Origin of the sequence: Mitsuaria chitosanitabida ATCC BAA-476 = NBRC 102408 (assembly GCF_001598255.1) — a bacterium.
Taxonomy (GTDB): Bacteria; Pseudomonadota; Gammaproteobacteria; order Burkholderiales; family Burkholderiaceae_C; genus Roseateles; species Roseateles chitosanitabidus.
Map to the genome: position 1 here is coordinate 150462 of NZ_BCYP01000016.1, position 22153 is coordinate 172614.

General features: G+C 68.8%; 19 protein-coding genes and 1 pseudogene. 11 read left to right on the top strand and 9 right to left on the bottom strand.

Annotated elements, in window-relative coordinates:
* Both MCHT01_RS10035 and MCHT01_RS10040 read right to left on the bottom strand, forming a co-directional pair.
* Complete coding sequence (locus tag MCHT01_RS10035; protein WP_067065113.1) at positions 1–1299, bottom strand: MFS transporter; 1299 nt, start codon at positions 1297–1299, stop codon at positions 1–3.
* 4 nt (positions 1300–1303) lie between these two features.
* Positions 1304–2953: a serine hydrolase domain-containing protein gene (locus tag MCHT01_RS10040; protein ID WP_067065114.1), complete on the bottom strand. Its 1650-nt coding sequence runs from the start codon at positions 2951–2953 to the stop codon at positions 1304–1306.
* A gap of 78 nt (positions 2954–3031) precedes the next feature.
* On the opposite strand from MCHT01_RS10040, the gene MCHT01_RS10045 reads away from it, so the two are divergent.
* A complete protein-coding gene (locus MCHT01_RS10045; RefSeq protein WP_067065116.1) occupies positions 3032–3607 on the top strand; it encodes a TetR/AcrR family transcriptional regulator in 576 nt (191 codons plus the stop codon).
* Here the strand turns inward: MCHT01_RS10045 and MCHT01_RS26180 are convergent.
* From MCHT01_RS26180 to truD, 3 genes are all read right to left on the bottom strand, one after another.
* On the bottom strand, positions 3591–4613 hold the full coding sequence (locus tag MCHT01_RS26180; protein WP_067065117.1) for an enolase C-terminal domain-like protein: 1023 nt from the start codon (positions 4611–4613) through the stop codon (positions 3591–3593). The two genes, MCHT01_RS10045 and MCHT01_RS26180, sit on opposite strands and share 17 nt — an antisense overlap.
* Before the next feature lie 11 nt (positions 4614–4624).
* Positions 4625–6880: a TonB-dependent receptor gene (locus MCHT01_RS10055; protein WP_169806116.1), complete on the bottom strand. Its 2256-nt coding sequence runs from the start codon at positions 6878–6880 to the stop codon at positions 4625–4627.
* A 375-nt stretch (positions 6881–7255) separates the two neighbouring features.
* Positions 7256–8281: a tRNA pseudouridine(13) synthase TruD gene (gene truD / locus MCHT01_RS10060; RefSeq protein WP_084452332.1), complete on the bottom strand. Its 1026-nt coding sequence runs from the start codon at positions 8279–8281 to the stop codon at positions 7256–7258.
* A gap of 171 nt (positions 8282–8452) precedes the next feature.
* Between truD and MCHT01_RS10065 the strand changes: the two genes are divergently transcribed.
* The 10 genes from MCHT01_RS10065 (at position 8453) to MCHT01_RS10110 (ending at position 20227) form a co-directional block, all read left to right on the top strand.
* Positions 8453–8986: a sigma-70 family RNA polymerase sigma factor gene (locus tag MCHT01_RS10065; protein WP_067065122.1), complete on the top strand. Its 534-nt coding sequence runs from the start codon at positions 8453–8455 to the stop codon at positions 8984–8986.
* The gene (locus tag MCHT01_RS10070; protein ID WP_067065123.1) at positions 8983–9975 is read left to right on the top strand and encodes a FecR domain-containing protein; all 993 of its coding nucleotides are present in this window, start codon (positions 8983–8985) and stop codon (positions 9973–9975) included. The genes MCHT01_RS10065 and MCHT01_RS10070 overlap by 4 nt, the downstream gene beginning before the upstream one ends.
* 82 nt (positions 9976–10057) lie before the next feature.
* Positions 10058–12526: a TonB-dependent siderophore receptor gene (locus MCHT01_RS10075; RefSeq protein ID WP_067065125.1), complete on the top strand. Its 2469-nt coding sequence runs from the start codon at positions 10058–10060 to the stop codon at positions 12524–12526.
* A 1-nt stretch (position 12527) separates the two neighbouring features.
* On the top strand, positions 12528–13097 hold the full coding sequence (locus MCHT01_RS10080; RefSeq protein ID WP_067065127.1) for a sigma-70 family RNA polymerase sigma factor: 570 nt from the start codon (positions 12528–12530) through the stop codon (positions 13095–13097).
* An 86-nt stretch (positions 13098–13183) separates the two neighbouring features.
* Positions 13184–14614: a lysine N(6)-hydroxylase/L-ornithine N(5)-oxygenase family protein gene (locus MCHT01_RS10085; RefSeq protein WP_067065165.1), complete on the top strand. Its 1431-nt coding sequence runs from the start codon at positions 13184–13186 to the stop codon at positions 14612–14614.
* Positions 14605–15843, top strand: a complete 1239-nt coding sequence (locus MCHT01_RS10090; protein WP_067065128.1) for an MFS transporter — start codon at positions 14605–14607, stop codon at positions 15841–15843. The genes MCHT01_RS10085 and MCHT01_RS10090 overlap by 10 nt, the downstream gene beginning before the upstream one ends.
* Positions 15827–16423, top strand: coding sequence for a GNAT family N-acetyltransferase (locus MCHT01_RS10095; RefSeq protein ID WP_067065130.1), 597 nt, complete (start codon positions 15827–15829; stop codon positions 16421–16423). The genes MCHT01_RS10090 and MCHT01_RS10095 overlap by 17 nt, the downstream gene beginning before the upstream one ends.
* Positions 16420–18342, top strand: a complete 1923-nt coding sequence (locus tag MCHT01_RS10100) for an IucA/IucC family protein (RefSeq protein WP_084452334.1) — start codon at positions 16420–16422, stop codon at positions 18340–18342. Before MCHT01_RS10095 ends, MCHT01_RS10100 begins: the two co-directional genes overlap by 4 nt.
* A 35-nt stretch (positions 18343–18377) precedes the next feature.
* Positions 18378–19088, top strand: a complete 711-nt coding sequence (locus MCHT01_RS10105) for a (2Fe-2S)-binding protein (RefSeq protein WP_067065132.1) — start codon at positions 18378–18380, stop codon at positions 19086–19088.
* Positions 19085–20227: an aromatic ring-hydroxylating oxygenase subunit alpha gene (locus tag MCHT01_RS10110; protein ID WP_067065133.1), complete on the top strand. Its 1143-nt coding sequence runs from the start codon at positions 19085–19087 to the stop codon at positions 20225–20227. Before MCHT01_RS10105 ends, MCHT01_RS10110 begins: the two co-directional genes overlap by 4 nt.
* A 101-nt stretch (positions 20228–20328) precedes the next feature.
* Here the strand turns inward: MCHT01_RS10110 and MCHT01_RS10115 are convergent, their stop codons facing one another.
* The 4 genes and pseudogenes from MCHT01_RS10115 to MCHT01_RS27125 form a co-directional block, all read right to left on the bottom strand.
* The gene (locus MCHT01_RS10115; RefSeq protein ID WP_067065135.1) at positions 20329–20586 is read right to left on the bottom strand and encodes a hypothetical protein; all 258 of its coding nucleotides are present in this window, start codon (positions 20584–20586) and stop codon (positions 20329–20331) included.
* A 63-nt stretch (positions 20587–20649) separates the two neighbouring features.
* Positions 20650–21135: a hypothetical protein gene (locus MCHT01_RS26735; protein ID WP_169806117.1), complete on the bottom strand. Its 486-nt coding sequence runs from the start codon at positions 21133–21135 to the stop codon at positions 20650–20652.
* Complete coding sequence (locus tag MCHT01_RS26185) at positions 21116–21595, bottom strand: hypothetical protein (protein WP_148661474.1); 480 nt, start codon at positions 21593–21595, stop codon at positions 21116–21118. Before MCHT01_RS26185 ends, MCHT01_RS26735 begins: the two co-directional genes overlap by 20 nt.
* A gap of 323 nt (positions 21596–21918) precedes the next feature.
* Positions 21919–22153 (bottom strand): annotated as a pseudogene (locus MCHT01_RS27125) (hypothetical protein); the annotation flags it as partial.

Genomic DNA, 22153 nt, shown 5'->3' on the forward strand with positions numbered 1-22153 from the left:
TCAGGCAGGTTGCACCCGGAGGCGCGAGGTCAGCGGCAGCAGCAGCACCAGGGCCGCGACGAGGGTGATCGCCGGCGTGCCGATCCACAGGGCTTCCAGGCGCGAGAGCGACAGCGCCGACGCCTCGCCCTGCAGCGGCCCGACCCAGTCCAGCCCCAGGCCCAGCACGAGCCCGCCCAGCGACTGGCCGAGCTTCTCGGCGGAGAACAGGATCCCCAGGTAGAGCCCCAGGCTCTCGCCCTGGGCGGAGAACTGGGTGGCGGACTCGATGGCCAGCGTGGAGATCATCACCGTCAGCACCCCGGAGGCCAGGCCGAACAGCGCGCAGCCGCTGGCGATGGACGCGTTGCTGCGCGGGCCCAGGCCCAGCCAGGCGATGCCGGTCAGGGCGAGCAGCAGCGCGCCGCACAGGATCGCCGGCGCCGGCGCCCGCCGCGCGATCCACGGGGCCGAGGACACGCCCAGCAGCACCGTCAGGAACAGCGGCGTGAGCAGCAGCGACAGGTTGTCCGGGCCGACATGCAGCAGATGCTTGTTGACGTAGGGCAGCGCGCTCAGCAGCGCGGTCGAGCTGAGCCCCATCAGCACGAGGATGCAGGCGATGCAGTAGAAGGCCTTGTTCCTCAGCGTGCCGCCCAGCGCGCGCAGCAGATGGTCGGGCTTGCCCGTCTCGACGCCCGCGCAGATCCGCACGCGGCGGACGCTGAGCCAGCACAGCGCCAGCGCCGCCAGCGAGACCAGCGCCAGCACGGCGGCCATGCCGAGATAGCCGGACTGGTTCGCGCCGAAGGCCGCGACCAGCTGCGGCGCGGCCACCGACACCGTCAGCCCGGCCAGCGTCTGGCCGATGGCGCGCGCGGCCATCAGCGCGCTGCGCCCCTCGATGCCGTCGGCGATGTCGCCCGCGATCGCCGTGTGGGCCACGGTGCAGACCGTCAGCAGCAGCGACTGGACCACCAGCAGCACGCCCAGCAGGCCGATGCGCGCCGGCAGCGGCAAGGCCTGCATGGGGAGGAACAGCAGCACCAGGGTGAGGGGCAGCGCCGCCGTGCCCAGGGCCAGCAGCGTGCCCCGGCTGCCCAGGCGCCGGGCGACCGCATCGCTGCGGCGCCCGATCCAGGGATCGAGCACCATGTCGGCCAGCTTGGGGATGGCCAGCAGCACGCCGGCGACGGCCGGCGGCACCTGCGCGAACTCCGTCAGGTAGAACAGGAACAGCAGCGGCACCGCGCCGAAGGCGAGCGACATCCCCAGCGCGCCCGCGCCGAAACCCACCGGCATCAGCCGCGGGATCTTCATGGATTTAGACACCGGACGTGACCTCCCGCAAGGTCAGGCCGCGGGTGCGCGAGGTGTCGAGCACGAGCTCGCGTCGACGGTCGGCACCGATGCGCAGGCGCAGCGTGCCGTTCAGCGGCAGCGAAGGGTCCGTGCTCTGCAGGAGGCAGGTCCCGGGCAGCAGGGCCTGGAGCTTGAAGCGGTTGCGCCCGTACTGGCCGATCACCTTCACCGCGTCGGCCTCGGCGTCGAGGCCGGCGGCGGTGTCGCCGCCCTCCCCGCCGATGCGCAGGTCCGCGCCCAGCTCGTCGCTGTGCCAGAGTCCGGCGAACGGCGCCACGGTCTGGTCCGCCTTGAAGCCCGGATCGATGCGCTCGCATCGGTGGGTGATCCCCTGCTCGATGACGTCGATCGCGACGACCTGTCCTTGCGCCCCGCGGACGGGGACCACCTGCATGGCGATCACCGACAGCACGTTCACGCGCAGCTCGCCTCCCTCGGACTGTTGGAGCGGCAGCGGCATGCCGAAGCTCTTGAGGAAGAGCTTGTCGTCCATCCGGTCGATGACGAAGTGACGACCGCTGCCGGCGCAGTGATAGTCGCCCCCCAGCACATCCACGAGCGCGGGATCCGCCGGTTGCGGGGCGGCCGACATCGTGTCGCCGACCAGAACCGTCAGCAGCTTCTCCGCCAGCTCGGCCGCGTTGCCGTCGCTGCGGTTGGTCATCACGATGATCTGGATGTCGTGGTCCGGCGCGGCCAGCATCTGGCAGCTTCCCCCCACCACGCCGCCCGCGTGATGGAAGACCCGCACGCCGCGCCAGCTCTCCGCGACCACGCCCAGGCCGTACGGGTGCGTGAAGCCGTTGTTCAGGGTCGTGGGCGCCATCAGCTCGTCGGACAGCGCGCGCGGCCACAGCGTCGGCGCCGCGAGATGGGCAAGCCAGCGCTGCATGTTGTCCACCGTGGAGGCGATGCCGCCCTCGCCCAGGATCACCGCCGGGAAAACGCCCTTGCCGAACTTGCCGCCGGGCAGCGCCAGGTGGGCCTGCGCCACGCCGGGCAGCGGGTCGAGGTCGCTCGCCCACAGCGAGGTCTCGTGCATGCCCAGCGGCTCGAACAGCCGTTCGCGCAGGGCCTGCGCCAGGGGCATGCCCATCACCCGCTCGATGACCAGCGACAGCATGCGGTAGCCGCCGTTGTTGTAGATGAACTGCTCGCCCGGCGCGAAGTTCTCGCCGTGCTGACGGCACTGGTAGGCGTAGGCGCCCTCGGCGGGCACGATGCCCAGGCCGTTGGAGATCAACGAGAGGTCGAGGTAGTCACGCGTGCCGCCGGTGTGATTCATGAACTGGCGCAGCGTGCGGCGACCCTGGCTGACCGGCAGCTCGGGCAGCCATCGCACGACCGGATCGTCGATCGAGAGGTGGCCCTCGTCGTGCAGCATCAGCGCCAGGATCGAGGCGAAATGCTTGGACGTCGAGCCGATGCGCATCTTGGTCGCGGGCGTGTTGACCAGACCGGATTCCAGGCTGGACAGCCCGTAGCCCTTGCGGAGCAGCAACTGCCCCCGGCGTTGGACGCTCACGACCGCGCCGGGCGCGTCGGCGCGGGAGAGACTGGCGAAGACCGCCTCCAGCTGCTCGTGGAGGTTCTCGGGTTCATTCGACTTCATGCGGGTGTCTTTCGTCATAAGATTAGTGAATATTCATTCGTTTTAAAGGGAAGCATGCCCAAGCGAGACGAGAGCCACATGGCTGCCGTGCGTCAACAGATCCTGGATGCGGCGCGCGCGGTCTTCGACCGGAAGGGCGTGGCCGACGCGGTCATGAGCGACATCGCGGCGGAGGCCGGGTTGTCGGTGGGGTCGATCTACGTGCACTTCCGCTCCAAGGAGGACGTGCTGACGCGCCTCATCGAGCAGGCGGACACCAACGTCGGCCCCTTCGAGGCCTGCGAGACGGCGAGCGAGCTGCTCGGCCTGATCGAGACCATCGTGAAGGCCCAGGACGCCGCGAGCGCCGCGAGCCTGACCGCGCTGGAAGTCGCGACCATCGCGCGTCGAAACCCGCAGATCCAGGGCTTCGTCGCGGCGAACTTCGACCGCCTGCGCACGGCGCTGTTCGATGCCGTCGCCCGCGCGGGCGCGAACAACGACCAGCTCGACAAGACCGCGCTGAAGGCCATCGGCGAGGGCCTGCTGTCGCTGCTGGTGGCGGCGCAGGTCAAGGCGTTGCTGGGCGTGCCGCCACAGACGGAGGCCAAGATCAAGACGGCGCGCTGGTTGGTGGCGATCCTGCATGGCGCCCCCGTCAGAGCCAGGCGCTGACCGGCGACCGCCGCGCCGGCGCCGCCACGTCGAGTGCGTCGACGTCGAAGCTCACCTGCCCCTGCGCATAGCGGGCGGCCGGCGCGGTGTCCCCGGCCATGAACAGCGGCGCGTCCAGGTCGACCAGATCGGCCGTCTGCGCCGCGATGAAGGCCGGCAGGATGGCCAGGGACCGTCCCCCCATGCAGCCGATCATCACGCGCATTCCCCGCTGCCGGGCCTCGTTCGCCAAGGTGAGCGCGGCGCTGAGCCCGCCGCACTTGTCCAGCTTGATGTTGGCCACCTGGTAGCGCGTCGCCACCTGATCGAGATCGTCCAGCGTCTGCAGCGACTCGTCCGCCGCGAGCGGAATGGGCGAGCGATAGCCGGCCAGTTCGTCGTCGCGTGACGCCGGCAAGGGCTGCTCGATCAGCTCGACGCCCTGCGCCAGCAAGGTCGCGGTCATGCGCTCGAGGTGGCCCAGCGTCCAGCCCTCGTTGGCATCGATGCCCAGCCGCACATCGGGCCGCGCCTGGCGCACCGCCGTGACGCGCTCGGCGTCCGCCTCCGTCCCCTCGAGCTTGAGCTTGAGCATCCGCGCCTCCGGCAACGCGAGCGCCGCCTGGGCCATTTGCGACGCGCTCGCGAGACCGAGCGTGACCATGGTCGCCAGCGGTCGCAGACGAGACAGGAAGGCGAGCTCATGGACCGGCCGTCCGCTCGCGCCCGCCGCCAGTTGCCACATCACCCAGTCCAGCGCGTTGCGCGCGCCGCCCGGCCGCATGGCCCTCACCGCGCGCCAGGCCATGGGCAGGTCCTCGCCGAGACGCGGCAGGACCTCCTGCACCTGCGCTCGCATGCGGTGCCCGTCGTCCCCGTGATAGAAGACGCCCGCCGCCTCCGCCTCGGCCACGAGGCCCGCGTGCCGGCCCGTCACCCGAAGCACGGACTGCCCGACCAGCGTGCGTCCCGCGATGGCCAACGGCGCCTTGAAGGGAATCTCTTCCACCCAGCTGTCGATCTGCATGTCAGGTCTCCTCAGAACTCGGCGCTCAGCTGCAGGCCGATCGTGCGGGGCGCCAGCACGCTCACGCGCGCCGGCCCGCCGGCCAGGCTGAGCGAGGTGTCCGCCCCCAGCTGCGCATGCCGGTTGGTCAGGTTCCGGATGAAGAAGTCCAGGTTCATGCGACCGAACCCCAGCCCGCCTCGCAGGTCCAGCGCCGAGTAGGCCGGCAGGCGGTACTGCGGGTTGCCGGGCGCGGCCTTGAAGGCATTGAACCGGTCGCCGGTATAGCGCCAGGTGAATCCGAGATGGGCGGGACGTCCGAGCCACTCGAAGTCCCGATCGGCCTGGAGCGCCGCGGAGGTCCGCGCGGTGTCGGGCATGCGCTCCCCGGCCACGCCGCCCAGGTCGGGGCTGTCCTCCAGCAGCTTGGCGTCGATCAGGCTGAGCGCGGTCGACACCCGCAGCCCCTGCATCGGCATGGCGCGCAAGCTCCATTCCACGCCGCGGGAACGCGCGCGCTTGGCGTTGCCGATGCCCGAGAAGCCGGCGCTCGCGGTGAAGACCTGGATGTCGTTCCAGTCGATCTGGTACAGCGCGAGCTCGGAGCTCAGGCGGTTCGGGATCAGCGTCCCCTTCCAGCCCACCTCGTAGCTCCACAGGCTGTCGGACTTGAAGAAAGGCTTGTTCAGCGGCTGGCCCGTCACCGGATCCTGGATCACCGGCAGCGGCCCGCCCGGTCGATAGCCGCTGGCGGCGCGCACATACAGCGCCTGGTCGGCGGCGGGACGCCAGCGTGCGGTGGCCAGCCAGGTCGTGACGTTCTCGGTCGAACTCGCGGCCGGTTGCGGTGGCGGCGCGAACAGGCCGCTGAAGCTCTGGTCGAGATGCTGCGAGTTGCGGCTCTGACGCACGCCGAGGGTCAGGTCGGTGCTCGCTGTCAGGTAGTAGGTCGCCGTTCCGAAGGCCGCGATCTCGCGATAAGTGGAGGGGAAGCGCGCGTCGACCAGCAGCGGCTGCACGGGATGCAGCTGCGCGTCCAGCGGTGTCATGTGCTGCGTCTTGTCGCCCCGCTCGTCCGCGTAGAAGGCGCCCACCAGCCATTCGAGCGCGCGGCTGCGCGCGGAGGTCAGACGGAACTCCTGCGAGAGCTTGCGGTTGTCGAATCCGTAGTCCAGCGCGTAGCCCGGATTGACGATCCCGATCTGGCCCAGGAACGGGCCATAGAACGCCGTGGGATCCGCGCGCCCGTCGTTGGTCGAGCGCTGCCAGCCGGTGATGGACTCGAGCGTCGCCCACTTCAGATCCGCCTTGACCACCGCGGTGAGCAGATGGTTGCGCACGGTCACGGGCTCGCTCACGAACAGGCGCTTGGTGTAGCGCGCGTCGACGGGCTGCCCCGTCGCCACCACGTCATCCTCCTGCGCGGAGCCGTCGCGCGACTGCCGCTGCGTCATGGCCGTGAGCCGCAGGCTCAGGTCCTTGCTGGGCTGGAGCGACAGGGCCACGCGGCCGCCGTCCGTGCGCGCGCCGTCGACGACACGACCCTCGTGATCGAGATCCCGGGTGAATCCGCCCTCGCGCCGTTGGTAGAGGGTGACCCGCAGCGCCGCCGTGTCCTGCATCACCGGCACGTTGATCAGCCCGCGCAGCACATGACCGACACGACCGCCCTTCACGCTGGAGAGCTCGGCCGTCGCCTGCCCGCCGAGGTAGCCCGACTCCGGCTCCGCCGAGACGTACTTGATGAGGCCGCCCATGGCGCTCGCACCATAGAGCGTGCCCTGCGGACCGCGCAGCACCTCCACGTTCGACAGATCGAAGAGGCCCAGGTCCAGCGCGCCGGCCCCGCCGCCGGCGTAGGCGGAGCTCGATCCGAAGGGCACGTCATCCACGTACATGCCGACCGTGGCGCCGACCTGGCTGCCGGTGGTCACGCCCCGCATGGTGATCTGGCTCTGTCCCGTCGAGGCGGTGGCCTGGGTGAAGTTCACCCCGGGCAGGAGCGCGGCGATGTCGCGCAGCGACTGATAGCCGCCGCGGGCCAGCGCCTCGCCCTTCAGCACGTCCGCGGTGAGCGGAACTTCCCGCGCCGGCTCGCGCCGCCGCTGCGCGGTGACCGTGACGAGCTCGAGCGCCTGCACGTCGCGTGCCTCCGCGGCGGGCGGCTCGGTCGCGGCCTGCGTCTGCGCCTGGCCCGAGAAATGCACGCCCCCACACAGCCCCAACACCGCCAGGCGCATCGGGGTCAGCCCCAGACGCTCATTCCATCCACCACCACAGGACCTCATCGCAAGCTCCATTAATGAATGACGATTCATTTTTTATTGATTATGGGCAGCGCGCATCGGCGTTTCAAGCCTTCGGCCACGCGCCAGGCGCTAGGACAAACCATGACCGTGCTTTCCCCGAGACCGGGACGGACGAAGGCGTGCATACGCGCGCGGCGGCGCGCGCGGACCTCGCGCGGGTCGGCGATCGGTGGAAATGCATCGGAAGGACCGGCATCGCATCCCGCGATGCAGGTCCTCGTGGCGCGGATCCGCGTGGTGCTCGCCGTCCAGGCGAACAGCGGATCTCGCGTCGGCGGATCGATCTCCCGATCGACCCGCCGCGCAGGCGCCGCTAGCGGCGCGCGTTGGCCTCACCCGGAGGTGAGGATGCCGTCACTCGGCGGCCGGCGTCTCGCTCTCGCCCTCGCTCTCGGTGTGCCGTTCCGGCTCCGTGGTGCGCAGGATCTCGTGCAGCACGGAGGTGGCGTAGTTCCCCGCGGGCAGCGAGAACGTGAGCACCAGTTGATCGGCCTGCGGCCATTCCCAGCTCATGTCGAGCGGACTCGCCACCAAGGCGCGGCGCTCCTGATCCAGACCGGCGTGTTCCATGCCGTCGCACAGCGCGGCGTGACGCGCGGCCACGCCGTTCTCCAGCGCCTGCGCGTCCTCCGTGGTGCTCACGCGGCCTCGTCCCCAGAGCGGTCCCGTCGGCCGGCCCGCCTCGTCCATCACGTCGCCGGACAGGGTCCGGCCCCAGAGTCCTTGCTGGATGCGCAGCGCCAGCACCTCGTTGAAGACGAACGAGCGCACCGCCGACAGGTAGATGCCCTTCTTCTTCGGGTTGCGCACGCGGATCTCGCGCGCCAGCATGGCCCGGCCCTGCTCGACATTGCCGCCGTCATGGCCGAAACGCTGAGCGCCGAAGTAGTTGGGCACGCCCTGCGACGCCACGGCCTGGAGGTTGGCCTCGAGGGCGTCGCGGTCGCCGGTCAGGTCGCGCAGCACGATGCGGAACCGGTTGCCCTGCAGATCGCCGGGGCGCAGCTTCTTCACATGGCGGCTCTGGCTCAGCACCTTGAACTCGGGATGCTGGAGCTGGGTCAGGTCGGGCGTCTCGCCCTTGGGCAGATAGATGCTGAACCACTGGCGCGTGATGGCGTAGCGGTCCTTCAGGCCGGCATAGCCCACGTCCCGGTCCGGCACGCCGGCGGCCTCGGCGAGTTGCTGGGCCACGAAGGCGGTGTTGGCGCCGTTCTTCTCGACGTCCAGCCAGACATGTTCGCCCGCGCCGGAGGGCAGTTGCAGCGGCAGTTCGGTGACGAGGAAGTCCTCGTTGAGCAGCTTCAGCGTGGCATGGGCGCCGCTGGCCGGATAGGCGTTGGGCCAGTGCGGCAAGGTCGTGTATTGAGCGTCGGTCATTCGGGAGTCTGACGGCGCCAGCTGTGGACAGGGACAGGCTGTCGGTCCGACCAGGGGCCGTCGAACTCGCGATTCTCTCCCGGACCTCCCCGCATTGACGCCGCACCATCCGATGTGCGTAAATGCGAATAGTTTTTATTTCCAAATTTGTCGCCAGCGTGAGCCGCCACTATGCGTGACACCCAGACCCTCAACCTCACCACCATCGGCCACCTGTACCAAGGTCATCACCAGTGGCTGGTCGGTTGGCTTCGTCGGCGCCTGGGCTGCCCGCATCACGCCGCGGACCTGGCGCATGACACCTTCGCGCGCGTCCTGGTGCGCCGGGACGCCCTCACCTGCCACGACGACCTGGGCGGCGGCAAGGCGCTGCTCAGCACCATCGCCCATGGCCTGATGGTCGACCACCTGCGCCGGGCATCGCTCGAGCGCGCCTTCCTCGAGGCGCTCTCCTTTCTCTCCGAGGACCAGGTGCCGTCCATCGAGGATCAGCAGGTCATGCTGGAGACCTTGCTGGAGGTCGACGCGGTCCTGCGCGACCTGCCGGCCAAGGTGCAGCAGGCCTTCCTGCTGTCCCAGATCGACGGCCTGCCCTACAGCCAGATCGCCACCGAGCTCGGCGTGTCGCTCAGCTCCGTCCAGCAATACATGACGCGGGCCTTCAGCGCCTGCCACCGGGCTCGGCAAGGCATGCCGCTGCAATGACGGGCACCCGTCGAGCGCCGGAGGAACTGCCCCCGGCCGTCGTCGAGGCCGCCGTGGCCTGGATGGTCAAGCTGCAGTCGGGCTGGGCGACACCGCAGGAGCACCAGGCCTGCGACCACTGGCAACGCGAGCGACCCGAGCACGCGCGCGCCTGGGCCGACCTGCAGGCCTTCAGCCAGCGGGTCAAGACCCTGCCGCCCGCGCTCGCCCGCGGCACGCTGGCGGCGGCGCGGCAATCGGAACGCGCGCCTCGGCGCCGGGCCGTCCTGAAGGGCGTCGTGCTGCTGGCCGGCACTGCGGGCATCGGCTTCGCCGCCGCGCCGGACGGGGGATGGCCGGCCCTGATGGCCTCCCACCGCACGGGCATCGGCGAACGCCGCCGCGTCGTCCTGGCCGATGGCAGCGTGCTGCAACTGAACACCGCCACCGCGCTGGATGCCCGCGTCGACGCGCACCGTCGCTGCGTGGATCTGTTCTCCGGTGAAGTCCTGATTGAGTGCGTCCGGGACCGCGCAACCCCGTCGACCCCCTTCGTGGTCCGGACCGCGCAAGGCCGCCTGCAGACGGCTGCGGGCCGATTCATCGTGAGGCAGCTCGACGGGCGGACCTCCGTCCAGGCGCTGGAGGGCTGGATCGATGCGCAGCCGAGCCGCGAGGCCACGACCGCCACGCGCCATCGCCTGGGTCCGGGACAGCAATGGTCGTTCGACGCCCTGGGCGCCGGTCCCGCCGGCACGATCGACGGATCCGCCGGCGCCTGGGTCAACGGCCTGCTCGTCGCGCGCGACATGCCCTTGGCCGAGCTCGTCGCGGAGCTCGCGCGCTACCGCAAGGGCTGGCTGCGCTGCGACCCGGCGGTGGCGCGGCTGCGCATCTCGGGGGTGTTCCCGCTCGACAACCTGGACCGCGTGGTGGCCGCGCTCCAGCGCACGCTGCCAGTGCGCGCGCGCGCGATCACCGCCTGGTGGGTGACGCTGGAGCCGCGCTGAATTTTTTTCTGGCGAGGACTGCAGGTTTCGGCGCTTCGTTCGGTTCACAGGAAAGACCTCCACTTTCCGAGAAAGGTGTTCCATGACCGCCCGACGCCTCCGCGCCGCCTCCCGTCCCGCCCAGCCCCTGTTCCGACGCTCGCCCCTCGCCGCCGGCAGCCTCGCGACCTGCCTCGCGCTGTCGCTCGCGCCCGCCACCCTCCTGGCCCAGCCGCAGGGCGGCAGGCCCGCCGCGCAGGCGCCGCGCGCCTTCAACATTCCGCCGGGGCCGCTCGACCTGGCGCTGACCACCCTGGCCCGCTCCGCCGGCGTCCTGCTGTCCTTCGACCCCCAACTGGTCCAGGGGCGCCACAGCGCGGGCCTCGAGGGCGCCTACACCGTCGAGTCGGGACTGCGCCACCTGCTCGCCGGCGCGCCGCTGAAGGCGGTCGCCCAGGCCGACGGCAGCTTCGTGATCGAGCGCGTCGCCGCCGACGAGGTCGCCGCGCTGCCGGTCGGTTACCTGCCCGCCGTGCAGGTGCAGGCCCGCAACGCCCCGCTGCAGACCGAGAAGAGCGATCGCTACGGCGTCATCGCCACGAGCACCGCCACCCGGCTGGCGCTCTCGCCTCGCGAGACGCCGCAGTCCATCACCGTCGTGACCCGCGCCCGCATGGACGACTTCGGCCTGCTCAACGCCAACGACGTGCTCGCGAACACCACGGGGGTCTCGGTCGACGTCGTCGAGAGCGACCGGACCTACTTCAACGCACGCGGTTTCGACATCTCCAACTTCCAGGTGGACGGCGTCGGCATGCCCTTCACCAACGGCGACCAGCTCGGCGACATCGACACCGCGCTCTTCGATCGCGTCGAGGTGCTGCGCGGCGCCAACGGCCTGCTGACCTCCACCGGCAATCCCGCCGCCACAGTGAACTACGTGCGCAAGCGGCCCACAGCCAGCTTCCAGGGATCGGTCGGTCTCACGCTGGGCTCCTGGAACAAGCGCCGCGCCGAGGGGGATGTCTCGGGCCCGCTCAACGAGTCCGGCACCCTGCGCGGCCGCGCGATCGTCATGGCCCAGCGCAACGAGTCCTTCATGGACCACTACGCCCTCACCAAGAACCTCGTGGCCGGGCTGATCGAGGCCTCGATCGGGCCGCGCACCACGCTCACGCTGGGCCTGTCGCGGCAGGCGAATCGCCCCGAGGGCACGGCCTGGGGCGGCCTGCCGCTGAACAACGCCGATGGCTCGCCCACCGACTACCCCCGCTCGACGGCCGCCGCGCCGCGCTGGTCCCACTGGGACAACACGGACACCACGGGCTTCGCCGAGCTGACGCACGCGCTGGGCAACGGATGGAACGCCAAGGCGATGGCCAGCTACCGTCTGCTCAAGGCCGACGGCAAGCTGTTCAGCATCTCCGGCGCCCTGCCCGACCGCGCGACGGGCGCCGGCACGGAAAGCTGGACCTCGACGCAGCTCACCGACGAGACCCAGAAGCTCTTCGACGCCAGCGCCTCGGGCCCGGTCGAGCTGCTCGGCCGTCGCCACGATCTGGTGGTCGGCGTCAACGCCGCGCGCGTGCACAACGAGGCCTCCTACCAGCGCGGCGCCGGCAACGGCACCGCGATGATCGCCCCCGACGGCTGGGGCAACTACCCCGAGCCGGCCTGGACGGGCGGCACCGGCTCCGCCGACTTCATCAACCGGCGCGAGTCCTTCTACGCGATGGCGCGCCTGAACCTGGCCGATCCGTGGAAGCTGCTGCTGGGCCTGAACCACACGCGCATGCGCAGCGAGGGCCTGGGGTTCCGCGCCGTGCCGCGGGTCTACCAGGAGAGCAAGACCGTGCCCTATGTCGGCACCGTCGTGGACGTGGACGCGCACCACTCGCTCTACGCCAGCTACACCACGATCGTGAACCCGCAGACGCAGGTCGACGCCAGGCAGGCGCTGCTCGGGCCGATCGAGGGCCGGAACGTCGAACTGGGCGCCAAGGGCGAATGGCTGGACGGCGAGCTCAACGGCTCGTTCGCGGTCTTCCGCACCACGCAGAACAACCTGGCCGAGTACGCCGGCTTCGACACCGACGGCGGCTTCTCCTACTACCGCCGCATCGACGCCACGGCCAAGGGCTTCGAGCTGGAGATGTCCGGCCGCCTGAGCCCGGACTGGGACCTGACCGCCGGCTACACCCAGCTGAGCATCGAGGACGCGACAGGCGCCGACGCGCGCACCTTCGTCCCGCGTCGCACGGCCCGGCTGTCCGCGCGCTACCGCGTGCCCGCTCTGCCCCAGCTGAAGCTGGGCGCGACCCTGCGCTGGCAGAGCGACATCCATCGCGTGAACGGCACGCAGGCCGCGCCGGACGGGAGCGCCATCCTCGCGAGGCAGCCCGGCTATGCCGTGCTGGGCCTGATGGCGCGCTACGACTTCAGCGACCGGCTCAGCGCGCATCTGCTGCTCAACAACGTGACCGACCGCAAGTACCTGGCCAGCCTGTACTGGGACCAGAGCCTGCTCGGCGCCGGCCGCAGCGGGCAACTGACGCTGAACTGGAAGCTCTGAGATGGCGGCGCCGCTGTCGCCGTCCACGCACCCCCTCGTCGCCGACTTCATCGCCCACCGCCCGCTCCTGCGGCGCGCGGCCTGGCGATGGATGGGCGATCGCGACCTCGCCGAGGACGTGGTGCAGGAGGCCTGCATGAAGCTGATGCAGACCACGTCCCCCCACGGCGTGCAGCAGCCGGTCGCGTACTGCATGCGCGTCGTCCGGCACCTGTGCATCGACCACCTGCGCCGGCGCCAGACCGAGCAGCAGCTGCTGGGCACGGAGGACGAGGGCCTGGATCAGGAGGCCCCGACCGCCACGCCCGAGCATCAGGCCATCGGACGCGAGCTCCTGCGCTGCGTGGAGCGCTGCCTGAGCGGCCTGCCTGCGCGCACGCGCCAGGCCTTCGTGCTGCATCGCGTGCACGGCCACACGCAGCAGGAGGTGGGGCTGCGACTGGGCGTGTCCACCACGCTCGTGAACTTCATGGTGCAGGAGGCCGCCCAGGCCCTGGCGCGTTGCCCGGATCTCGGGCGACCGAGGGATGACAGGGGCAGTACCCCTGCGCGCGACAGTGCCACTGCCTGAATTTTCGAGGCCGGGATCCGTCAGAGGGAGGTAGCGCGCGGCCGGTGGCCGCGCTCCCCACACTCAGCGACTGGAAGGCGGCCACGATGCCTGGCAACGATCCCCGATCCAACGACGCCGAGGTCCACGATGTCATCGGCATCGGCCTCGGCCCCTTCAACCTCAGCCTCGCCTGCCTGATGGCACCGCTGGCGACCGCGCCCGCGCCCTGCCGCGCGCTCTTCCTCGACAGCCACGCGGAATTCAACTGGCATCCCGGCATGCTGATCGAGGACACCACGCTGCAGAACCCCTGCCTGGCCGATCTCGTCAGCCTGGCCGATCCCACCAGCGCGTACAGCTACCTCAACTACTGCAAGCACAGCGGCGAGATCTACTCGCACTACATCAACGGCCCGCACTACATCACACGCGAGAGCTTCAACCGCTACTGCCAGTGGGCCGCGCGGCGCTTGCCCAACGTGCGCTTCGGCCACGAGGTGGTGGCCATCGCCCACGACGCGCGCGACGGACACGGCGCGCATGACGAGCGCGACCCGCGCGACACCGACCGCGCGCCCTATCGCGTCCACGCCCGGCGCGCGGACGGGACGCTCGTCGAGTTCCGCGCGCGCAAGCTGGTGCTCGGCGTGGGGGCCCAGCCCAGCCTGCCGGCCTGCTGCGAGGACAGTGCCGGCGACTACCTGCACACGGCCCACTACCTGCAGCACAAGGCGCGCCTGCTCGACAAGCGCTCCGTGACCGTCGTCGGCAGCGGCCAGAGCGCCGCCGAGGTCTGCCACGACCTGCTCAAGGAAGCCGCGCGGCGCGGCACCACGGTCAACTGGATCACGCGCTCGCCCTACTTCTTCCAGATGGAGACGACCCGGCTGACGCTGGAGATGTTCTCGCCGGACTACACGGACTACTTCTACGGCCTGCCCGAGGACCGCAAGGCCGCCGTGCTGGCCCGCCAGGACAGCCTCTACAAGGGCATCAACGCGCGCTTGATGGACGACATCTATCACCTGCTCGAACGGGCCCGACAGCGCCAGACCCACCAGACGCATCTCGTCACGCAGTCGGAGCTGCGCCGTTGCCGTGTCGATCCGGCGACGGACGAGCACCTGCTGGAGTTCCATCGCACCGACACCGGCCAGGTCTTCGAGCACCGGACCGACGGCCTGATCTTCGCCACCGGCTATCGCCAGCGCGTGCCGCGCTTCCTCGGCGGCATCGAGCATCGGCTGCGCTTCGACCGCCAGGGGCGATACCAGCCCACCCGCGACTACGCCGTCGACGTCACCGGCCGCGAGGTCTACGTGCAGAACGGCGGCCTGCACAGCCACGGCCTGAGCAACCCCGAGCTGGGCCTGGCCTGCTATCGCAACTCCTGCCTGATCCGCGAGCTGACCGGCGTGGCGCACTACCCCATCGAGACCGGCATCGCGCTGCAGAGCTTCGGCGTGCCGCGCTCGCCGCTGTACCGGCCGCTCGCGTCGGGCGCCCTTCCCGCACAGGACATCGCATGCGCCTGAGACACGGACTGATCCTCATGACGCTGTTCGCGGTCATCAGCGACGCGCTGCTGATCCCGTTCTATCCGCAGTTCTTCGCGGAGCGCTACGACCATGCCAGCCCCTGGCACGTCGGTGCCTACGTGGCCTTCATCTCGATCACGGTGATGTGCGTCTTCCCGCTGTGGGTGCGCGTGGCGCGCCGCTTCGAGACCCTGCACATCCTGCAGCTCACGCAGGGCATCGCGGCGGCGCTGTGCCTGGCCAGCTACTGGGCGCCCGGGCTGGCGAGCTACTGGCTGCTCTCGATGGCGATGTTCGCGTTCAAGAGCAGCTACCTGCTCAACTTCCCCTACCTGATGCGCACCGAGACCGATGACACGCGCGCCGCCACCATCGGTCTGCTGTCGGTGACGGCGCACCTGGGCGTGGTCCTCGGCGCGGTCGCGGGCGGCGCCGTGATCGCGCACTGGGGCGTGCGCGAGTGCGTGCTGCTGATGGCGCTCGCCGACCTCGTGCAGATGCTCATCTGCACCTGGTTGATCCGCAGCCAGCGCATGGTGCCGGTGCTGGCCGAGGACGCCGAGGAGCGGGTCGCGCCACGGCGCTTCAGTCTCCGGGGTCACGCGCCCCTCCTCAGGCTGGCGATGGTGATGCTGCTGTTCGACTTCGGCGCGGCCCTGGCGCGGCCGTTCTTCTCGACGTACTGGTCCGGCGTCAGCGCCTGGGGCGGCGAGATCGCGGCCGGCGCCGCCTTCGCGGTGCCCAAGATCGTCGCCGTGTGCGCGTTGCTGATCCACCGTTGGCTGACGCTGCCGGAGCAGCACCCGACGCGCCGCACGCTCGCCAACCTCGTGCTGGGCGGACTGGGGCTGCTGCTGCAGGCCGTGCCCGACGTGGCGACGATGCTGATCGGCCGCGTGCTGCTCGGCTGGGCGCTGTATCAGCTGGTCATCAACTTCGACGTGCAGCTCTATCGCATGAGCACGCCCGACGACTTCGGCCGCGACTACGGCGTCATCAACATCTTCCAGAACTGCGGCGTGCTGCTCGCGTCGTTCACCGCCGGCTCGCTGGTGGCCACGCTCGGCCTGCGGGCCCCCTTCCTGGTCGCGGGCGCGGCCTTCCTGCTCGCGGCCGGGCTGTGGCTCTGGAGCTTCCCCCACGCGCGCCCGGCCGCCCCGTCCGCGTCCAGCGCGTCTCCCCTCACCCCCGCCCCGGAGGAATCCCCCCATGCACCCCTCGCCTGACGCCGCCATCGCGCCGCCCCTGGCCTACGTCTCGCCCGGCGGACTGGTGTTCCGTCGCCTCCTCGTCCCGGACGACATCCCGATGATCCATGGCTGGTTCCAGCAGCCGCACGCGGCGTTCTGGTGCCTGCAGGGCGCCAGCGTGGCGGAGGTGCGCGAGCTCTACGTCGCGCAGCTCGAGAGCGGCTTCCGCGACGTGCACATCGGCGCGCTGGACGGTGAACCCGTGGTGCTGGCCGAGTCCTATGACCCGCGCTTCGACCAGCTGGCCGACCACTACGCCGTGCAGCCCGGCGACCTCGGCATGCACATCTGCGTGGCGCCGGCGCGCCACGTCGTGCACGGCTTCTCGCGCCGCGTCTTCCGCGCCGTGATGGACCTGATGTTCGACGGACTGGGCGCTCGCCGCGTCGTCGTCGAGCCCGACCGCCACAACGCGCGCATCCACACCCTCAACAAGACCTTCGGCTTCGTCTACCGCGGCGACGTGCAGTTGCGCGAGAAGGTCGCCAGCCTCGCGCTGTGCACCCGCGACGACTACCGCGCCGCCTTGCTTCACCTTCAGGAGATCCCCGCATGACTTCGCCCACCACGTTCCCCGCGCGCCACACGCCGGCCGACACGCCCGCCACGATCGCCACCTCCGCCTCGGTGGTCGACCACCTCGACCCGCGGGTCTGGCGCCGGGTCAATCGCCTGCTCGTCCGCAAGGCCTTGTCCGAGTACGCGCATGAGCACATCGTCGAGCCGCGTCTCGATGCCACGCGCCCCGCGCGCCGCCCACGGCACCAGAGCTACGCGCTGGCCACGCCCGACGGCCACACCGTCTACCGCTTCGAGGCCCGTCTGATGGCGCTCGGTCACTGGGCCATCGACGCCGACTCGATCCACTGCCTGGCGGGCGGTGTCGATCGCGAGGTCGATGCCCTGCGCTTCATGACCGACTTCAAGCAGGCGCTGGGACTCAAGCCCGAGCAGCTCCCGATCTACCTCGACGAGATCTGCAGCACGCTCTACAGCAGCGCCTACAAGCAGCTCAACACCACGCACGGCAGCCGCGCGCTGATCCACGAGACCGACTTCCAGGTGATCGAGACCTCGATGACCGAGGGCCATCCCGCCTTCGTCGCCAACAACGGCCGGCTCGGCTTCGACGGCGCCGATTACCGCGCCTACGCGCCCGAGGCCGCCTCGCCCTTCCAGATCGTGTGGCTGGCGGTGCACCGCGACCAGGCGGCCTTCCACTGCGTGCCCGACCTCAGCTACGAGCAGCTGCTGCGCGAGGAGCTCGGCGAGGAGACGCTCGCGCGCCATGACGCCCAGCTCCGCGATCAAGGCCTGACCCCGGCGGACTATCTCGTCATGCCGGCGCATCCCTGGCAGTGGGCCAACAAGCTGTCGGTCGCGTTCGCGCCCTACGTCGCGCAGCGGCGCATCGTGTTCCTGGGCCTGAGCGAGGACCGCTACCTCGCGCAGCAGTCCATCCGCACGATGTTCAACATCAGCGCGCCGCGCAAGCGCTACGTGAAGACCTCGCTGTCCATCCTCAACATGGGCTTCATGCGCGGGCTGTCGCCGTACTACATGTCGGGCACGCCGGCGATCAACCAGTGGATCAAGGAGCTGCTGGACCGCGACGAGGCGCTGCGCGCCACCGGTTTCACGATGCTGCGCGAGGTCGCCTCGATGGGGTTCCGCAACCACTACTACGAGGCGGCCATCGAGACCGACACGCCCTACAAGAAGATGTTCTCGGCCCTGTGGCGCGAGAACCCGCTGCCGCTGCTCAAGGAGGGCGAGCGCCTGATGACCATGGCCAGCCTGCTGCACGTGGACCGCTACGGCGAGGCCCTGCTGCCCGCGCTGATCGAGGCGTCCGGCCTGAGCGCCAAGGCCTGGCTCCAGCGCTACCTCCGGGCCTATCTGACGCCGCTGATCCACTGCTTCTACACGCATGACCTGGTCTTCATGCCGCATGGCGAGAACCTGATCCTGGTGATGCAGGGGCATGTGCCCGTGCGCGTGCTGATGAAGGACATCGCCGAGGAGGCCGCGATCTTCGACACGTCGGCGCAGCTGCCGGAGAACGTCCGGCGGCTGGTGATGGACTTTCCGGACGACCTGAAGACGCTCGCCGTGTTCATCGACATCTTCGACGGCTTCTTCCGCTTCATGAATCAGATCCTGGTCGAGCACGAGGTCTGCAGCGAGGAGGACTTCTGGGGCGAGGTCGCGGCCAACATCCGCGACTACCAGGCCGAGCATCCCCGGCACCGCGAGAAGTACGCGCGCTACGACCTCTTCGCGCCGACCTTCCGGCAGTCCTGCCTGAACCGGCTGCAGATGGGCAACAACACGCAGATGATCAACCTGTCCGATCCGGCGGCCAACCTCAAGATCGTCGGCACCCTGGACAACCCGCTGGCGCCCTTCGCGCCGAGGACAGTCACGCCGGGGCAAGGGCCATTGCGGTCGACGACGCCCGAGGTCGCATCCTGACGCTCCGCGCGTTCTTCGCCGAGGCGCGCGCGCTGGTGCCGTCGCTGCGGGGGCACTGCGAGCTCGACGTCCCGCGTGGCGACCCGCCGGCGCTCGCGGCGGGCCCCTCGGCCGAGCGGCTCGTGGCGGCGCTGCGGGCGCGTGACCCCGACGCGGGTCGGGCGTACTGGGCGCTGCGCGCCTGGGCGCGCCTGGTCTGGCAGCCGACCTACGCCAGCGTGCTGGGCGTGGAGCTTGCCGGCGGCGTGGTGCCGCTGGACGGTCTGCGCTGGCAGGTCGATGCCGACGAGGCGGACGTGAGCGGCTTCACCCTCCCCGCCTCGCGCTTCGCCCGCCCTCTGCCCGGTCCGGATCGCGCGCTCGCGGCCACGCAGCTTCGGACGCTGGCGGCAACGCTGCTGGCCTCGGTGCAGACGCAGCTGCCGCTGCACCCCAAGGCGGCGCGGCGCCTGCTCGCGGACTGCGTCCTCGCCGCGCTGCTGCGCGCGCGGCCGCTCACGCGGCTCACGGACGAGGCGATGCGCGCGCTCGGCGCCGAGTGGCTCGCCCTGCTGGAGGCGACCGGGGACAGCGGCTACCTGGCCTACGACACGGCGACCGGCGACTCACGCCTGGCGCTGGACCGCGGCGTGTGCTGTCTCGACGACCGCCGCGCCGGCGGCGAACTGTGCAACACCTGCCCGCGCCTGTCGCGCGCCGAACGGCTGCGACGGCTCGGCGCCACCGATCTACGGAACTCCGCATGAACGACATCGTCCGACGCGCCCATCTGCTGTCCACGCAGCCGCAGCTGCCGGTGCAGGCCTATTTCGACGACGCGCTCTTCCAGCGCGAGATGGCGATGTTCGAGCGCCACGCGCCGCGCTACGTCGGCCATCGCCAATGGGTCCCCGAGCCCGGCGACTGGCGCGCCCTCCGTCATGAGGACAACGCCCGCGTGCTGGTGCATGGGCGGGACGGCGTGCGCCTGCTGTCCAACGTCTGCCGGCACCGCCAGGCGCTGATCCTCGGCGGCGATCCGGGCGCGGTGACGGCCGGCACGTCGCACGGGCGTCTGTCCGCGCAGTCGGGGGGACACATCGTGTGCCCCCTGCACCGCTGGACCTACGCGGACAGCGGCGAGCTGATCGGGGCGCCGCACTTCTCGCCGCAGCCCTGCGCCCACCTGCCGCGCTACCCGCTCAAGGAGCACCTCGGCGCGCTCTTCGAAGGTCCGCGCGATCCCGCGCGTGACCTGGGCGGGCTGTTCCGGCGCCCGGAGTTCGACTTCTCCGACTATGTGCTGGACCGCATCGAGACGCACACCTGCCGCTACAACTGGAAGACTTTCATCGAGGTCTACCTGGAGGACTATCACGTCGGCCCGTTCCACCCGGGACTGGGCAGCTTCGTGACCTGCGACGACCTGGACTGGGAGTTCGCCGAGCCCTTCAGCGTGCAGCGCGTGGGCGTTCACCGGGACCTGGCATCCCCGGGATCGCCGGTCTACGAGGCGTGGCATGAACGGCTGCTCGCGTACCGCGGCGGCGTGCCGCCCAGCTTCGGCGCCATCTGGGTGACCTACTACCCCACGCACATGATCGAGCTCTACCCGCACGCGCTGGTGCGCTCGACGTTGCATCCGCGAGGACCGCAGGAGACGCTGAACGTGACCGAGTTCTACTACCCCGAGGACATCGTCGCCTTCGAACGCGAGTTCGTGGAGGCGCACCAGGCGGCCTACAAGGAGACGGTGGTGGAGGACGACGAGATCGCCGAACGCATGGATGCCGGACGCCGCGCGCTGTGCCGGCGCGGCACCACGGATGCCGGGCCGTATCAATCCCCGATGGAGGACGGGATGCGGCATTTCCACGAGTGGTATCGGCTGGCGATGGGGGGGTGAGGGTGAGGGACTCGATGTCCATCGGCTGGGACTGCTGGATCCCACGTCGATCCCAAGTCCACTGCCGCGCTGCATGACGTAGCCCCCCCGAAGAGTTCAGTTCATCCGACGCCACATTTGAGCCCTTGACCCGGCAGGTCCTGCCAGACCCTGAGCACCACCGGGCCCTGGGCCAGGATCGACGTCCCGAGCTCCTGCGAGCTCGGGCGGTTCATATGGTTGTCGGCGTCGAAGCGCAGCTTGTCGCTGCTGGTGGTCTGCACCGTGCTGAGCTTCAGGTCGCGCCCATCATCAGCATCCGCCGGCAAGCCGCCCCTGGTCGCAAGCGACACGCACGCTTCCGCGGCCTCGACTCGCAATCGCTCTCCAGGGTGGCCGGTCTGTCACCTTGCTTCACCTATCCAGCAGACGGCCAATGTCGCTCAGGGCCAGCGCTTCTTCTTCGTGCGTCGCATCTCAATCTCGGCTTCTATGTCAGCCAAGAACTCAAGTTCCTCTGGTGTGTTCTGGCAAACGGGTTCGGCCCAAACCTCGTTCTCCACGATCGGAAACCATCCAGGGTACCCAATAACAAAGAACGAGAGTTTTCGAATCTGATAACGATCCCCGTCTAGATGCTTCACAGAGATCAGCCCTGGACAATTGAAAGTTACATGAGATCCCCCCATCGCTGGGGCACGGAGTTCGAGCTGCTTACGATCCCAGCCCTCGACCGGCCCCTTCATTTGCGGCAACGGAGCCACGACACTCACTGAGAACCCAGACTCATCCACCCTACACACACAAGGAATATCTTCGCACTTAAAAAGACCGTGATGGAGAAGACTACCTGGAACCTCAACACGCCATATGAAGGATTCGCTTCGCACCCCCGAGACATTCTCAACATCAAGCAGGATCGCCGCCATCGACATCCTCTCCTCTTTTCAAAGGCTCAAGGAGGCGCTTACGCCTCTTGCTCTGCCGCTCTTTCACGAAAACAGGAGATTGCGACTCCTCGACAGGACCCGGCGCCCAAGCCCCCCAAAATCCGTCTTTTATTATTGAAAACCAACCAGGAGCCACTCCCTTAAAGAATGAAAGGTCGCGAACTACGAACAAATCTTCCTTCTCTGGAATCAGAGTAATAGTGGCAAAGGAATAATGGATGTACTCGCCACCGCCACCAGCGGGAGCACATCTATCGATATCAGAGATATCAAATTCCAAAACCTCACCCTCCACTTCAATCAATGGCTCAGAAAACTCAACCAAAAATCGACCTCCCCCAATCCTGCAGACGCAGGGAATATGCGGCAAGGAGTTCAATTCCCTGGCGAAATAATCCTTAGGAAATTGAGCTTTCAAGATTAACAAGGCCTGCCTCACTTAACCTCCTTGGCACAGCCACTTCGCCAGTGAATGACCTTCCAAAGGTATCGACCGAACTAGAACAGTGTACTCCATGAGAATCTCTGATTGCGACCACCGGCACACCTTGTCGAATCGTCACTCCGTCGACAACAACAAAATGCGAAAATGACCTACTGTCGCTGGCGATACGAACAATCACAGGAACCCCGTCGGACGTAAATCTAGCAATATCTTGAACCGACTTGCCGGCGCACGCGTTCGCAGGAATATCCAAAAACTTCAAAGCGCTAGCGACGTCGCTGAGATAGCAACCCTCCAAAGAGGGACAATCGACCAACTCACTCCCACTTCCAAACAAATCTATCAGTTCTATATGAATGAACCTCTTCAAATTGATGAGACAACACGAATTGGCGCGGACTCACCAAAGCAAGATTGAAGAGAAAGTCATGCACATCACGTACAGATTCATCCAAATCATCAATATTCAATCTAAACACCAACACATACCGACTCAAAAACAGATTCTTCGGGAAATCTTCGGCACTCACCTCTTTGAGCGATCCACGATCT